Here is a 13,323-nt window from a genome sequence, read left to right on the forward strand (position 1 = left end):
CGAGGCCTCATGTCCAGTAATGAAACTGCCCGAAAACCACTCCGCGACCCGGCGGCGCCGAATGGCGAGGACCACCTCGCCGAAATCTTTTCCGGCAGCCTCGCCCTCGGCCCGATGAACGAATCGATCGTCGTGCGCACGCTCGGCGGCTTTCAGGTGGCCGTCGACGGGGAACCGATCGAACGATGGCGCGCGAGCAAAGCGTGCCAGCTGCTGCAATTCCTGCTGCTGCGGCGCGGGCGCGGCGTCTCGCGCGATCAGCTCAACGACGCGCTCTGGCCCGAATCGGCCTGGTCCAACGGTTCCAGCTCGCTCAAGGTCGCCGCGCACGTCCTGCGCCGGGTGCTCGCCGAGCACGGGGCGCAGGACGGCCCCCGCTCGTCGCTGCGGCTGGTCACCACCGAGAGCGGCTACCGGCTGAGCGCCGACAACGTGCTCGTCGATTTCGAGCGGTTCAACGAGCTGGTCGACTACGGCTACGTTTTGCAGCGGGAAGGAAACGACGCCGGGGCCCTGCTCCGCTACCAGCGCGCGGCCGGCCTCTACCCCGGCGATTTCCTGCCCGGCGTGCACCTTCCGTGGGCCGCCGAATACCGGGAATGGCTGCGCAGCCGGTTTCTGTGCACGATGGAGTACATCGTCGAAAGCCAGCTGCGCGAGGCCGACTTCCAGGGCGCGGTCCGCTCCTGCATGCGGATCCTCGAGGTGGACCCGCTGCACGAGAAGGTCTACCGGTCGCTGATGGTGCTGCACGGGCTGCTCGGGCAGCTGAACCAGGTGATCCGCTGGTACCGGCTGTGCGAGGTCCGGCTGCGGGACGAACTGCAGGTCGAACCGGACCGCCGGACCCGGCAGCTGTACGAGCACGCGATCCGAGGCGAGCTCACCCGCGAGCACCTGAGCACCGCGCCGTGACCGCGACCCGCCCCGCTCCCGGCTGGACCCCGTGGCACCGGGACGCCGCGCCGAGCGGCCGTTTCCCGGTCTACTGCCTCCCCCACGCCGGCGGCGGCGGGGCCCACTACCTGCCCTGGACCCGCCGGCCGGACCCCGAGTTCATCCCGGTGGAACTGCCCGGCCGCGGCCCGCGCCTGTTCGAAACCCCGTACTCCGACCTCGCCGAGCTGACGACCGCGCTAGCCGGCGAACTGTTCGCGCCGTTGCGGTCCGGGTCGTTCGCCCTGTTCGGCCACAGCATGGGCGCCTACCTCGCCTACGAGGTCGCCCGGCGGCTGGCCGGGAACGGCGGCCCGCTGCCCGCCCAGCTGATCGTGTCCGGCGTCCGGCCGCCCGGCGCGCCGCCCGCCCGCCGGTTCACCGACCGCGGCGACGCGGCGCTGATCCGGTCGATCGCCGAACTGGGCGGCACCCCGCCGGAGGTGCTGGAACGGCCGGAACTGCTCGAACTGGTGCTCCCGGCCCTGCGCGCGGACCTGACGCTGGTCGAGGAGTTCTACGACACCGGCCGGCCGGTGCGGCTGCCGTGCCCGGTCACGGTTTTCGGCGGGGAGACCGATCATCTCGCCGGGCCCGAGTGGCTGGCGGGCTGGCGCGAGGTCGCCGGGGACCGGTTCTCCGTCAAGGTGTTTCCCGGCGGGCACTTCTACCTGCACGACGATCCGGCCCCGGTGCTGCGGGAGCTCGCCGCTACCGTCCTGTCCACTGTGGAGGGTTCGGAGAGGTGAGCGGGCCCGGCGGGCAGGCACGCGGGCTGCCCGCCGGGCCGGAAAACGAAGCGCTGCGACCGCCGAGCCGTTCCGGCCGGCAGGCGCGGCGGCGGCCAGCGTCCGGATATTCGCTGGACAGGGTTTCCCCCGGCGCGCAAGATCGGGAGACGTGACCGATTTCGCCGCTTTGCCGCTCGCCGATGCCCAGCTGTCCGAGGCCCAGGCCGCCGACGCCGCCGAACTCCTCGTGCTGCAACGGTGCTGCTGGGTCCCGCAGGCGATCGTCAACGACACCTTCGACGTCCCCGCGCTGCACGAGGATCTGGACACCGTGCGCGGCTGGATCGCGGCCACTCGCGTGTGGACGGTCCGGATCGGCGGGCGGCTCGTCGCCGCGGTGCGGGCCCATCTCGAGGAGGACCGCTGGGAAATCGGCCGGTTGATGGTCGCGCCCGATCTCGCCGGGCAGGGCATCGGCCGGTGGCTGCTGAGCTACGCCGAGCAGCAGGCTCCGCCGGAGGCGACCAGCCTGGTGCTCTACACCGGGTCGGGCAGCGAGCGGAACCTGACGATGTACCGGCGCGCCGGGTACCAGGTCGCCGAACCGCCCGCGAACACGCTCGGGAATCACATTCACGGGGCGGTCTATCTCACGAAGAGCGTTTAACGCTTTCCTTTGCGGAGCAAAGCAACCGCACCCACGCCGATGAGGGCGAGCGCATCCACCCCGAGCGCGACGCGGATGGCGTCCAGCTCGCCGGTGGTGACGCTCGTGAAAACCGCGCTCAGCAACGGAATCCCGACCGCCATGCCGATTTGCTGGCTCTGCGTGGCCATTCCGGTCGCGAGGCCCTGGGTATCCGCGTCCGCCGCCGAGGTGGCGAGCACCAGGAACGACAGCATCGCCAGCATCGAGAAGACCGCGTTCACGAACTCGGCGGCGACCAGGATCGCCAGCCAGCCGCTGGTCGCGGCCAGCCACAGGCCGGGCAGCATGAACGCGCCCTGGCCGGCCAGCGCCACGCCGAGCATCGTCCGCGGCGGGATCCTGGCGAGAATCCTCGGGCCGACGCTGCCGCCGAGGATCTGGCCGGCCCCGATGCCCACCAGCACCAGCCCGGCGACCAGCGACGAGTAGCCCAGGACGTTCTGGACGTACAGGCCGGTGAAGAAGATCAGCGCGGTCTCGCCGCCGAAGAGGAACAGCGCGGCCAGGTTGCCGTAGGCGATGTCCGGGTGCCGGAGGATGGCTACCGGCACGAGCGGGTCGGCGGTCCGCCGTTCCACGAGCACGAACGCGAGCAGCAGGAAAGCCGCCAAGGCCAGCGAAAAGAGGGTCGCGGTGTCCAAACCGGACTCAGCGGCGCGGGTGATCCCGTAGACGCCGGCGAACAATCCGGTGGTGATGAGCACCGCGCCGGGCACGTCGAGGGTGCGGCGGTTTTCCGCCCGGCTTTCCGGGACCACGAACGGCACGACGACCAGCGCGGCGACCGCGACCGGCAGGTTGAGGAAGAACGCCCAGCGCCAGGACAGCAGGTCGGTGAGCAGCCCGCCCAGGATCGAGCCGACGGTGAAGCCGGAGCTCATCATCACCCCGTTGAGCCCCAATGCCTTGGTGCGCAAGGAAGGTTCCGGGAACGCGACGGTGAGCATCGCGAGCGCGGCCGGGGTGACCGCGGCGGTGGCCAGGCCCTGCAGCGTCCGGGCGACGAGCAGCACCGCCGGTGAACCGGCGAGGCCGCCGACCGCCGACGCGACCGCGAGCACGGCCATCCCGGCGGCGAAAATCCGGCGGCGGCCCAGGTAATCGCCGACGCGGCCGAACACCAGGGTGCAGCCGGCCGCGCACAGCGCGAACACGGTGGTGATCCATTGCAGATCGCCGGGGAGAAAGCCGAGGTCGGCCCCGACTCGCGGGAGCGCGACGTTCAGCACCGAGAAATCCGCCGCCAGCATGAACTGCGCGGCCAGCAGGACCACGAGCACCAGCGCGCGGCGGCCGGTCAGGCGGACGTGAGCCGTATCGGTCGTCATGCGGCCAACGTTCGCCGTCCGCGGCGGGAACAGCCAGATCCCTGCGGTGACTAGCACTGCCAGTGGCAGGCTGCGGTCAGCTCAGACCGGTGGCGAGGAGCTTCACCGCCGCTTCGTGCGAGGAGCCCGGTTCCGCGTGATATATCTTCAAGATCGTCCCGTCGCCCAGCTCGGCGGATTGATACATCAGGTCGAACTGCCCGACCAGCGGGTGCCGGAACGTTTTCGTCCCGGCCGTGCAGTTCCCGACCGTCTGGCCGACCCAGAGCTTCGCGAAGTCCCCGCTGGCCATGGTCAGCTCGCCGATCAGCTCGGCCAGCCGCGGGTCGTGCCGGTGGTCCCCGGCGATGTAGCGCAGGTAGGAGACGTTCTGCTGTGCCTCCAGCGGCCAATCCGCATACAGCGCGCGCACGTTGTCGTCGAGGAAGTTCAGCTTGATGACGTTCGGGCGGTCCCCGTCCGGGGCGGCGAAATCGAGGTGCGCGGCGAACAGCTTGTGGAACAGCGAATTCCACGCCAGGATGTCGCAGCGGAAATTCAGCACCGCGACAGCCGCGTCGCCGAGTGTGTTCACCAGCATCCGGGTCCGCGGGGTCAGCTCGTCGGTCGTGGCCGGCCGCACTGGCCGGGCGGGCGCGGTGGTGCCGATCTTGAGCAGGTGCGCTTCCTCCGCCGCGCTCAGGTCCAGCGCGCGGGCGATCGCGGACAGCACCTCCGGCGACGCGTGCGCGGTCTGTGCCTGCTCGAGCCGCGTGTAGTAGGTCGAACTGACCCCGGCGAGCGCGGCGACCTCCTCCCGCCGGAGCCCGGGCACCCGCCGGGAACCGCGGCTGACCAGGCCGATCTCGGCGGGCTGGAGTCGCTCGCGCATCCGTCGCAGGTAGCTTCCGAGATCGGTGTTCACAGGCTCTGGCACGGTTCCATCCAAGATCGCCGGGGCGGCGCGGTCAAGCGGCCGGGAAGCCTCGCCGCCGGGCGAGCAGGACGACCGCCAGCACCGGTGCCATCAGCACCAGGACGGTCCACGGGAACGAACCGCTGCCAGCCACGCCGAGCAGCACTCCGCCGACGACGCCGCCACCCGCCATCGCCGCGTTCCACAGCGTGACGAGCATCGCTTGGACCGTGTCCGCCGACTCGCCGCCCGCGTCCCCGGCCGCGGTTTGCAGCAAGGTCGGCACCCCGCCCCAGCCGAGGCCCCACAGCGCGGCCGCCGCGTACACCAGCGCGGGTTCGGTCGCGAGCAGCGCCGCAGCGACCGCGACCAGCAGCGCGCTGACGACCATCAGCAACCGCAGCCGCCGGTGGATCTGCGCGCCGACGATCCAGATGCTCGCGATCGAGGCGAGGCCAAAGGTCAGCAGGACCAGATCGGTGTCGCCGCCCATGCCGAGGCCGGTGAGGAAGGTGGCGAGGTAGGCGTACAGCACGGTGTGCGCGAGCACGAACACCAGCGTGACGAACAGGACCGCCGCGACTCCGGGGATGCGCAGCGCGGGCAGCATCTTCGGGCGCGCTCCCCCGGCCTGACCGGGGAAGTCGGGCACGGCCGCGCCGATCCAGGCCAGCAGCGCCAGGGTGAGCACGGTCATGGCGAGGAACGCGGTACGCCACCCGGCAAGCTGGCCGAGGAAGGTCCCGGCGGGCACGCCGAGGCACAGCGCGACTGGGATACCAGCCATGGCGATTGCGATGGCACGGCCCTGTAAGGCGGGAGCGACCAGACGTCGGGCGTAACCGGCCAGCAGCGCCCACGCGAGACCGGCCGCGACGCCGGCGACGAACCGCGCGACCATCGTCAGGCTGTACTCCGACGACACGGCGGTGACGGTGTTGGCCACGGCGAATCCGGCCATCGCGGTCAGCAGCAACCGTTTGCGCCGCCAGCCCGCGGTGACGGTGGACAGCGGGATCGCGGTCAGCACGGTGCCCAGCGCGTAGCCGGTGACGGTCTGGCCGGTCGCGGATTCGCTGACGCCGAGCGAGCCGCTCATCGCGGGCAGCAACCCGGCGGGCAGGGTTTCGGTGAGGCTGGTGATGAACACCGCGGTGGCGAGCGACAGCAGCGCGAAAAGCGGAAGCCGCTGGGTGGGCGCGACGGCGGTGGAGGTGGGGCTCATACGCCCACTGTGCGGACCGGGTCTTCGGGAATGCTTACGATCGACTGACGGTGATCTGATGGCGTGACGGGAGCAGGGCGATGCGGTTCGGGGTGCTCGGCCCGCTCGCAGTGTGGGACGAAACAGGCGCGCTGAGCACCGTGCCCGAGGCGAAAGTACGGACCCTCCTCGCGACGCTGCTCGCACACGACGGCGGGCCGGTCACCTCGGACCGGCTCATCCAGGACCTCTGGGGCGACCACCCGCCCGGCAAACCAGCCGGTGCGCTGCAGGCCAAGGTGTCGCAGCTGCGCCGGATCGTCGGCCGGGACGGCGTCGAGCGGCATCCGGCGGGCTACCGGCTGCGGATCGAAGATTCCGACGCCGCGCAGTTCCGCGAGCTTGTCGCGCAGGCTCGCGCGACGACGGATCCCCGAGCCCGCGCTGCGCGTTTCGCCGAAGCGCTCGACCTGTGGCGAGGCGAGGCGTTCGCCGACTTCGCCGACGAGGAGTTCGCGCGACCGGCCGCGCACCGGTTGGCCGAACTGCGGCTGGCCGCGGTGGAAGAACAGGCCAAGGCCCAGGTCGAAGCGGGCGACTACTCCGCCGCGGACGATCTGGCGGAGGTCGTCGCGCGGAATCCGCTCCGGGAAGGCTTGCGAGCAGCCCACATGCGTGCGCTGTACTTGCGCGGGCGGCAGAGCGAAGCCCTTGCCTCCTATGCGGATCTCCGCACCCGGCTCGCCGAGGAACTGGGCGTCGACCCGAGCCCGGAGCTGCGCGCGCTGTACGAATCGCTGCTCCGGCAAGATCCCGGGCTGGCCGCCGAACCGCGCGGAAATCTTCCCCGCCCGCTGACGCCGTTGATCGGCCGGGAGGAGGCGCTCGCCCAGTTGGATGGGTTGTCGGCCCGGCTGGTGACGTTGACTGGGCCGGGCGGGGTCGGCAAGTCACGGCTGGCCTTGGCCGCAGCGGGCGTCAGTTCTCCTCGGCACGCACCGGACGGCTGCTGGCTGGTCGAATTCGCTGGCGTCCGCGGCACCGCCGACGACCTCGCCGAAACAGTCGCGGCCGTACTCGGAATCCGCGGCTCCGCCTCCCCGCTGCACCAACTCGCCACCGCCCTGCGCGACCAGCGGATGCTGCTCGTCCTGGACAACTGCGAGCACGTCGTCGAAGCCGCTGCCGAACTGGTCGGATCGCTCCTCCGCAACACCCGTGACCTGCGCGTTCTCGCCACCAGCCAGGAACCGCTCGGACTGCCGGGCGAATCCGTGTTCGCGGTGGAACCGCTGCCGCCCGAGGATGCCGTGCGGCTGTTCACCGAACGAGCGACCGCCTCCGCCCCGGATTTCGCGGGCGACCTCGACGCGATCACCGAAATCTGCCGCCGCCTGGACGGTCTTCCGCTCGCGCTCGAACTCGCGGCTACTCGCGTGCGCGGCTTGGGCGTGCGGGAACTGGCGGCCCGGCTCAACGACCGGTTCGCCGTCCTGACCCGGGGGTCGCGCGGCGCTCCGGCGCGGCAGCAGACCTTGCGCGCGGTGCTCGACTGGAGCTGGGACCTGCTCAGCGAACCCGAACGGACTGTCCTGAGCAGACTGGCCGTCCACCGCGACAGTTTCGATCTCGCCGCCGCCGAAGCCGTCTGCGCGGGAGACGGCGACGTGCTCGATCTCGTGCTCCGGCTGGTCGACCGGTCGCTGGTGGCCGTCGCGAACGGACCGGCCGGGGTTCGGTGCCGGCTGCTGGAATCCGTGGCCGCCTATGCCGTCGAACGGCTGGCGGATCCTGCCGCCACCCACGCTCGGCACCTGCGCCACTACCTGGAAATCGCCGAGAACGCCCAACTTCACGGCCCTGGGCAACAGGCTTGGCTCATCCGGCTGGACTTCGAAGCGGGCAACCTGCGCGCCGCCCTGGACGAGGCGATCTGCCGGGAATCGGCCGAAGCGGCGCGGCTGGCGAAAGCGTTGTCCTGGTGGTGGCTGTTGCGAGGCAGGCTCACCGAAGGCCGGCGGATGCTGGCGGCTGTTTTACGGGTCGCCGCAAAGGATCCTGAGCTCACTGTCCTCAATGGATCATTCGCCCTGCTGACCGGCGAACCAGCCCCGCCCGATTCCCCGGACGGCGTTCGTGCGCGGTGGCTGCGCGCCTATAGTTTGTTCAGCGTCGGCGACCTCGCCGCCAGCCACGAGATGAACGCGCGCGCCCTCGCGGCCGCTGGGGACGACGAATGGGGCGTCGCCGCGGCACTCGCCCTGCGCGCCATGCTCAGCCTCGTCCGCGGGGATCTCGCCGCACTCGGCCGGGACGGCCTGCGCAGCGCCGAGCTCTTCCGCCGCCTCGGCGACCGGTGGGGCGAGATGCAGACCATCCCGCCGCTGGCCGCGCTCGCCGAAATCAAGGGCGACTACGCCGAAGCCGCTCGCCGCCAGCACGAAGGACTCGCCATCGCGCGGGAACTGGGCTTGCAAGCGGAAGTCTCGGCGAGACTGTCCGGCCTCGGCCGCCTGGCCCTGCTCGAACGCGACTGGCCGCGAGCCCGCGACCTGCACGAACAAGCCCTCCGCATCGCGGCCGACCACGGCTACACCTACGGCCGGATCCACGCCGAAATGGGCCTCGCCCTGGGCGCCCGCCGCTCCGGCGACCTCGACGCCGCCGAACACCGCCTGACCCGCCTCCGCGACGAGTACCACGGCCTCTCCTCGACGGCGGGCGACCACCTGCTGTACGCGGAACTCGGTTTCGTCGCCGAACTCCGGGGAAATTCGGTGCAGGCGAAGAAGTATCACCTGCGAGGCTTGGAATACGCGCGGCTGCTTGCCGAGCCGCGCGCTTTCGCGCTGTCTCTGGAAGGCTTGGCGGGCACAGTGGATCCGCAGTCCGCGGCGTTGCTGCTCGGTGCCGCCGACGCCGCACGGCGCAGTGTCGACGCCCCGCTGCCCGCCGCCGAGCGGGGCGACGTGGACCGGATTACCGAAGCGGCACAAGCAGTTCTCGGTTCCGGATTTGCCAGCGCATTCGAACGTGGCGGCCGATTGTCCGTCGAGGACGCGGCAGAGCTGGTCTCTCGTGACTGAACCTTGCCGCCGTCAGCCTGCAGCCCCGTCTACATAGGACTATTTGAACTGGAGGCCCCGATCACCGTCAGCGCCCGGGGCCTCCCGCCCGCCAGTCCACTATGGACGCACAGTCAGGATGAGCTTCCCCATCGCCTTCCGGTTTTCGATGGCCTCCAGCGCCTCCCGCACCTCAGCCAGCGGGTAACTCCCGCCCAGCGGCGGCACGATCGCCCCGGCCTCGAGCTTCGGCAGCAACTCCGCCCACTGCCCCTGCAGGTACCCCGGCCGCGGCAGCGCGTACGCGCCCCACCCGACGCCCACGACGTCCAAGTTGTTGAGCAGCAACCGGTTCACCTTCACCTCGGGGATCGAGCCCCCGGTGAACCCGATGACCAGCATCCGCCCGTCCGCGGCGAGGCAGCGCAGCGAATCGGTGAACCGGTCGCCGCCGACGACGTCCGCGATCACGTCGACGCCGCGGCCTCCGGTCGACGCTTTCACCGCGTCCTTGAACCCGTCCGCCAGCACGTATTCGTCCGCGCCGGCCGCGACCGCCGCCTCGCCCTTCTCCGGCGTCGACACCACCCCGAGCACCTTGCCCGCGCCGAACGCCTTCGCGACCTGGATGACAGCCGTCCCGACCCCGCCGGCGGCCCCGTGCACCAGCACGGTCTCCCCGGCCGCCATCCGGCCGCGCCGGCACAGCGCGAAGTGCGCGGTCAGGTAGTTGAACGGGATGGCCGCCGCCTGCTCGAAGCCCAGGTCGTCCGGAATCGGGAACACCGCGTCCGCCGCGCACGCGACCTGTTCGCCGAACCCGCCCAGGAACGGCAGCGCCGCGACCCGGTCCCCGGCCTTGACCGCCGCGCCGTCCGGAGCTTCCGCCACGACCCCGGCGACCTCGGCGCCCGGGACAAACGGCAGCTCCGGCTTCACCTGGTACAGCCCGCGCGTCTGCAGCACGTCCGGGAACGACACCCCGGCCGCGTGCACGTCGATCAGCACCTGGTCGGCAGCGCGCGCGGGCGGATCGACCTCGACGACGGAGACGGTCGACGGGCCTTCGAGATCCTTGATGTGTACGGCTTTCATGCGTTTCTCCTGATTCACAGCGCGGAGAGGATGTCGTTGACGCGGTCCTTGGCGTCGCCGAAGAGCATCGCCGAGTTTTCGCGGAAGAACAGCGGGTTCTGGACGCCCGCGTAGCCGGAGGCCATGGAACGCTTGAACACCACGACGTTCTCCGCTTCCCAGACGGTGAGCACCGGCATGCCCGCGATCGGGCTGCCCGGGTCTTCGGCGGCGGCGGGGTTGACGGTGTCGTTGGCTCCGATGACGAGGACGACGTCGGTGTCGGAGAAGTCGTCGTTGATCTCGTCGAGTTCCAGCACGATGTCGTACGGCACCTTCGCCTCGGCCAGCAGCACGTTCATGTGGCCGGGCAGGCGTCCGGCGACCGGGTGGATGCCGAAGCGGACCTCGATGCCCTTGTCGCGCAGTTTCCGGGTCAGCTCCGCGACCCCGTACTGGGCCTGCGCGACCGCCATCCCGTAGCCCGGGGTGATGATCACCCTGGACGCGGCGGTGAGAAGTTCCGCCGCGCCCTCGGCGGTGATTTCCCGGTGCTCGCCGTAATCCTTGTCCCCCGACGGTCCCGCCTCGATCCCGAACCCGCCCGCGATCACCGAGATGAACGACCGGTTCATCGCCTTGCACATGATGTAGGACAGGTACGCACCGGAGGAGCCGACGAGCGCGCCGGTGATGATCAGCAGGTCGTTCTCCAGCAGGAACCCCGACGCCGCCGCGGCCCAGCCGCTGTAGCTGTTCAGCATCGACACGACCACCGGCATGTCCCCGCCGCCGATCGACGCGACCAGATGCCACCCCAGCGCCAACGCGAGGACAGTGACCACGACCAGCAGCCACAACGCGGGACTGGCCACGAACCACGCGGTGAACGCCACGAACAGCACCAGCGCGCCCAGGTTCAGGAAGTTCTTGCCGGGCAGCATCAGCGGCGCGGACTTCATCTTCGCCGACAGCTTCAGGTTCGCCACGATCGACCCGGTGAACGTCACCGCCCCGATGAACACGCCGATGAACACCTCGGCGTGATGGATCCCCAGCGTCCCCAGCGCATCGAGATGCTGGGCTTCGCCGCCGGTGGGGTCGGATTCGACTTGCAGGTAGCCGTTCCAGCCCACCAGAACGGCGGCGAGACCGACGAACGAATGCAGCAGGGCGATCAGCTCGGGCATCCCGGTCATCTCGACCACCGCCGCCCGCCGCAGCCCGATCCCCGCGCCGATCACCATCGCGATGATCATCAACGCGATCGACGTCCCGGTGATCTCCCCGGACACCGCCTGCGCGATGGTCGCGATCAGCGCGACGACCATCCCGGCGATCCCGAAATAGTTTCCGACCCGCGCGGTCTCGTGCCGGGACAGCCCGGCCAGCGCGAGAATGAACAACAGCCCGGCCACGATGTAGGCAGCCTGGCTCGCAGTGTGCACAGTCATCTGAAGAAGGCCTTCCGGGTCAGCTGCGGGAGAACATGGCGAGCATCCGGCGCGTCACCGCGAACCCGCCGAAAATGTTGATCGTCGCCAGCAACGTCGCCACCGCCGCCAGCACCACGACCACTGTGTTGCCGCTGACCAGATTCAGCAGAGCACCCACGACGATGATCCCGGAAATCGCGTTCGTCACCGACATCAACGGCGTGTGCAACGCGTGATGCACGTGCCCGATCACGTAATACCCGATCACGATCGCCAACGCGAACACCGTCAAATGCGGCAACAGGGCCGCCGGAGCCAACGCCGCCAGCAACAGGAACACCGCCGCCACACCCAAAACGAGCCCGAGCCGACGACCGGAGGACATCGGCTCCTTCTTCGGCTCCTCCTTCTTCTCCACCGCTGCCGCGGGTTTCGGCGGAGCGGCCGAGACTTGCACCGGCGGTGGCGGCCAGGTCAGCTCGCCGTTCTTCACGACTGTGATCGACCGGACCACGACGTCGTCGAAGTCCACGACCAGCTGGCCGTCCTTCTCCGGGGTCATCAGCTTCATCAGGTTGACCAGGTTGGTGCCGTACAGCTGGGACGCCTGCGCCGGGAGACGGCCCGCGAGATCCGTGTAGCCGAGGATCGTCACCCCGTTGTCCGTGACGATGCTTTCGCCCGCGACAGAGCCTTCGACGTTGCCGCCGTTCGCCGCGGCCATGTCCACAATGACCGAACCCGGCTTCATCGACGCCACCATCTCGCCGGTGATGATCCGCGGTGCCGGACGCCCCGGAATCAACGCCGTCGTGACGATGATGTCGACGTCGCGACACTGCGTCGCGTACAGCTCTTTCTCGCGCGCTTTGTAGTCGTCGCCCATCTCCTTCGCGTATCCGGTGGCGGAAACTTCGGCGTTCGGGTCCTCGATGGACAGATACTCCCCGCCCAGACTCCTCACCTGATCCGCGACCTCCGGGCGCGGGTCCGTCGCCCGCACGATCGCCCCGAGGCTCCCCGCCGCGCCGATCGCCGCCAACCCGGCCACACCCGCGCCCACGACCAGGACCTTCGCCGGGTTGACCTTCCCCGCCGCGGTCACCTGCCCGGTGAAGAACCGCCCGAACGTGTGCGCCGCTTCCACCACGGCGCGGTACCCGGCGATGTTCGCCATCGAGGACAGCACGTCCAGCGACTGCGCCCGGCTGATCCGCGGCACCGCGTCCATCGCCAGCGCCGTGATCGGCCGCTTCCCCAGATCCTCCACCAGCTCCGGTTTCAACGCCGGGGCCAGCAGGCTGACCACCGTCGCCCCCGGCTTCACCGCATCCAACTGCTCGGACGAGGGAGCGTTCACCCCGAACACGATGTCCGCCTCCGCGATCGGCCCGACCGCCGCGCCCGCGTCCTCATACGCTTGGTCGAAGAACCCCGACGCCAGCCCGGCGCCCGGCTCCACCGTCACGTCATAGCCCAGCCCGCGCAGCTTGCCCACCGTCTCCGGAGTCGCCGCGACGCGCGTCTCCCCCGGTTGTGCCTCCTTGAGCACCCCGATCAGCATGCTGTCTCCTTCCCGCTCGTTCGCGGAAGATCCGCCGGCCGGGCCTGACGGCGTTTTGGGTCGCCACCTGGTCCGACTTCGCCCGCTTCAGGTACAGATGCGCTGGATACTCCCATGCCGTCCGGCCTCCGGCAGCCAACCGGAGGCCCTTTTTCGACCACGAGCGCGACGAGATCACGGTCATAGCCCGGGGCCGTCTCAACGACCGGGAAGAGCCGGACCGCTGCGCCGCGGCGACCTGCGGCTGCGGCCGAGCCGGGAAACCGCCGACTACCCGCCCGAACCGCTCCCGCCCCCTCCCGCCGGGTCCCGCCTTCGTCACCCGCCGCTCCGCCGTGGCCGCGATCACGGAATCGATCGCCTGATCGATCACGACGTCCA

At 70.3% G+C, this 13,323-nt stretch carries 10 protein-coding genes; 4 read left to right on the top strand and 6 right to left on the bottom strand.

The window, feature by feature from the left end; translation table 11 throughout:
* Window positions 1-9 precede the first annotated feature (9 nt).
* From ACZ7SW_RS16345 to ACZ7SW_RS16355, 3 genes are all read left to right on the top strand, one after another.
* Window positions 10-915: an AfsR/SARP family transcriptional regulator gene (locus ACZ7SW_RS16345; protein WP_470231209.1), complete on the top strand. Its 906-nt coding sequence runs from the start codon at window positions 10-12 to the stop codon at window positions 913-915.
* Complete coding sequence (locus ACZ7SW_RS16350) at window positions 912-1,685, top strand: thioesterase II family protein (protein WP_470231210.1); 774 nt, start codon at window positions 912-914, stop codon at window positions 1,683-1,685. The genes ACZ7SW_RS16345 and ACZ7SW_RS16350 overlap by 4 nt, the downstream gene beginning before the upstream one ends.
* 151 nt (window positions 1,686-1,836) lie before the next feature.
* Entirely contained in the window at window positions 1,837-2,334 is a 498-nt protein-coding gene (locus ACZ7SW_RS16355) for a GNAT family N-acetyltransferase (RefSeq protein WP_470231211.1), read from the top strand.
* On the opposite strand, the gene ACZ7SW_RS16360 is transcribed toward ACZ7SW_RS16355, so the two are convergent.
* The 3 genes from ACZ7SW_RS16360 to ACZ7SW_RS16370 form a co-directional block, all read right to left on the bottom strand.
* Window positions 2,331-3,704, bottom strand: coding sequence for an MFS transporter (locus ACZ7SW_RS16360; RefSeq protein WP_470231212.1), 1,374 nt, complete (start codon window positions 3,702-3,704; stop codon window positions 2,331-2,333). The genes ACZ7SW_RS16355 and ACZ7SW_RS16360 overlap by 4 nt on opposite strands.
* Window positions 3,705-3,780: 76 nt before the next feature.
* Window positions 3,781-4,620, bottom strand: a complete 840-nt coding sequence (locus tag ACZ7SW_RS16365; protein WP_470231213.1) for a helix-turn-helix transcriptional regulator — start codon at window positions 4,618-4,620, stop codon at window positions 3,781-3,783.
* 31 nt (window positions 4,621-4,651) lie between these two features.
* Window positions 4,652-5,824 carry an MFS transporter gene (locus ACZ7SW_RS16370; RefSeq protein ID WP_470231214.1) on the bottom strand — a complete coding sequence of 391 codons (1,173 nt, stop codon included), beginning with the start codon at window positions 5,822-5,824 and terminating at the stop codon, window positions 4,652-4,654.
* Between the two features lie 80 nt (window positions 5,825-5,904).
* Between ACZ7SW_RS16370 and ACZ7SW_RS16375 the strand changes: the two genes are divergently transcribed.
* Window positions 5,905-8,889, top strand: coding sequence for an AfsR/SARP family transcriptional regulator (locus tag ACZ7SW_RS16375; protein ID WP_470231215.1), 2,985 nt, complete (start codon window positions 5,905-5,907; stop codon window positions 8,887-8,889).
* A gap of 99 nt (window positions 8,890-8,988) precedes the next feature.
* Here the strand turns inward: ACZ7SW_RS16375 and ACZ7SW_RS16380 are convergent, their stop codons facing one another.
* From ACZ7SW_RS16380 to ACZ7SW_RS16390, 3 genes are read right to left on the bottom strand one after another with little or no spacing between them, the layout of a single operon-like run.
* Window positions 8,989-9,963: an NADPH:quinone oxidoreductase family protein gene (locus ACZ7SW_RS16380; protein WP_470231216.1), complete on the bottom strand. Its 975-nt coding sequence runs from the start codon at window positions 9,961-9,963 to the stop codon at window positions 8,989-8,991.
* Window positions 9,964-9,977: 14 nt separating this feature from the next.
* Window positions 9,978-11,396 (bottom strand): Re/Si-specific NAD(P)(+) transhydrogenase subunit beta, encoded by a 1,419-nt coding sequence (gene pntB / locus ACZ7SW_RS16385; protein ID WP_470231217.1) that lies wholly within the window; start codon window positions 11,394-11,396, stop codon window positions 9,978-9,980.
* 19 nt (window positions 11,397-11,415) lie between these two features.
* Window positions 11,416-12,942, bottom strand: coding sequence for a Re/Si-specific NAD(P)(+) transhydrogenase subunit alpha (locus ACZ7SW_RS16390; RefSeq protein ID WP_470231218.1), 1,527 nt, complete (start codon window positions 12,940-12,942; stop codon window positions 11,416-11,418).
* Between the last annotated feature and the right edge of the window lie 381 nt (window positions 12,943-13,323).

The sequence above is a fragment of the Amycolatopsis sp. NPDC114484 genome (assembly GCF_055633755.1).

Excerpts from the sequence above, each read along its gene's own strand:
- ACZ7SW_RS16345 (WP_470231209.1), top strand. The coding sequence starts at position 10 with ATGTCCAGTAATGAAACTGCCCGAAAACCACTCCGCGACCCGGCGGCG.
- ACZ7SW_RS16360 (WP_470231212.1), bottom strand. The coding sequence starts at position 3,704 with ATGACGACCGATACGGCTCACGTCCGCCTGACCGGCCGCCGCGCGCTG.
- ACZ7SW_RS16370 (WP_470231214.1), bottom strand. The coding sequence starts at position 5,824 with ATGAGCCCCACCTCCACCGCCGTCGCGCCCACCCAGCGGCTTCCGCTT.
- ACZ7SW_RS16375 (WP_470231215.1), top strand. The coding sequence starts at position 5,905 with ATGCGGTTCGGGGTGCTCGGCCCGCTCGCAGTGTGGGACGAAACAGGC.
- ACZ7SW_RS16380 (WP_470231216.1), bottom strand. The coding sequence starts at position 9,963 with ATGAAAGCCGTACACATCAAGGATCTCGAAGGCCCGTCGACCGTCTCC.
- pntB (WP_470231217.1), bottom strand. The coding sequence starts at position 11,396 with ATGACTGTGCACACTGCGAGCCAGGCTGCCTACATCGTGGCCGGGCTG.
- ACZ7SW_RS16390 (WP_470231218.1), bottom strand. The coding sequence starts at position 12,942 with ATGCTGATCGGGGTGCTCAAGGAGGCACAACCGGGGGAGACGCGCGTC.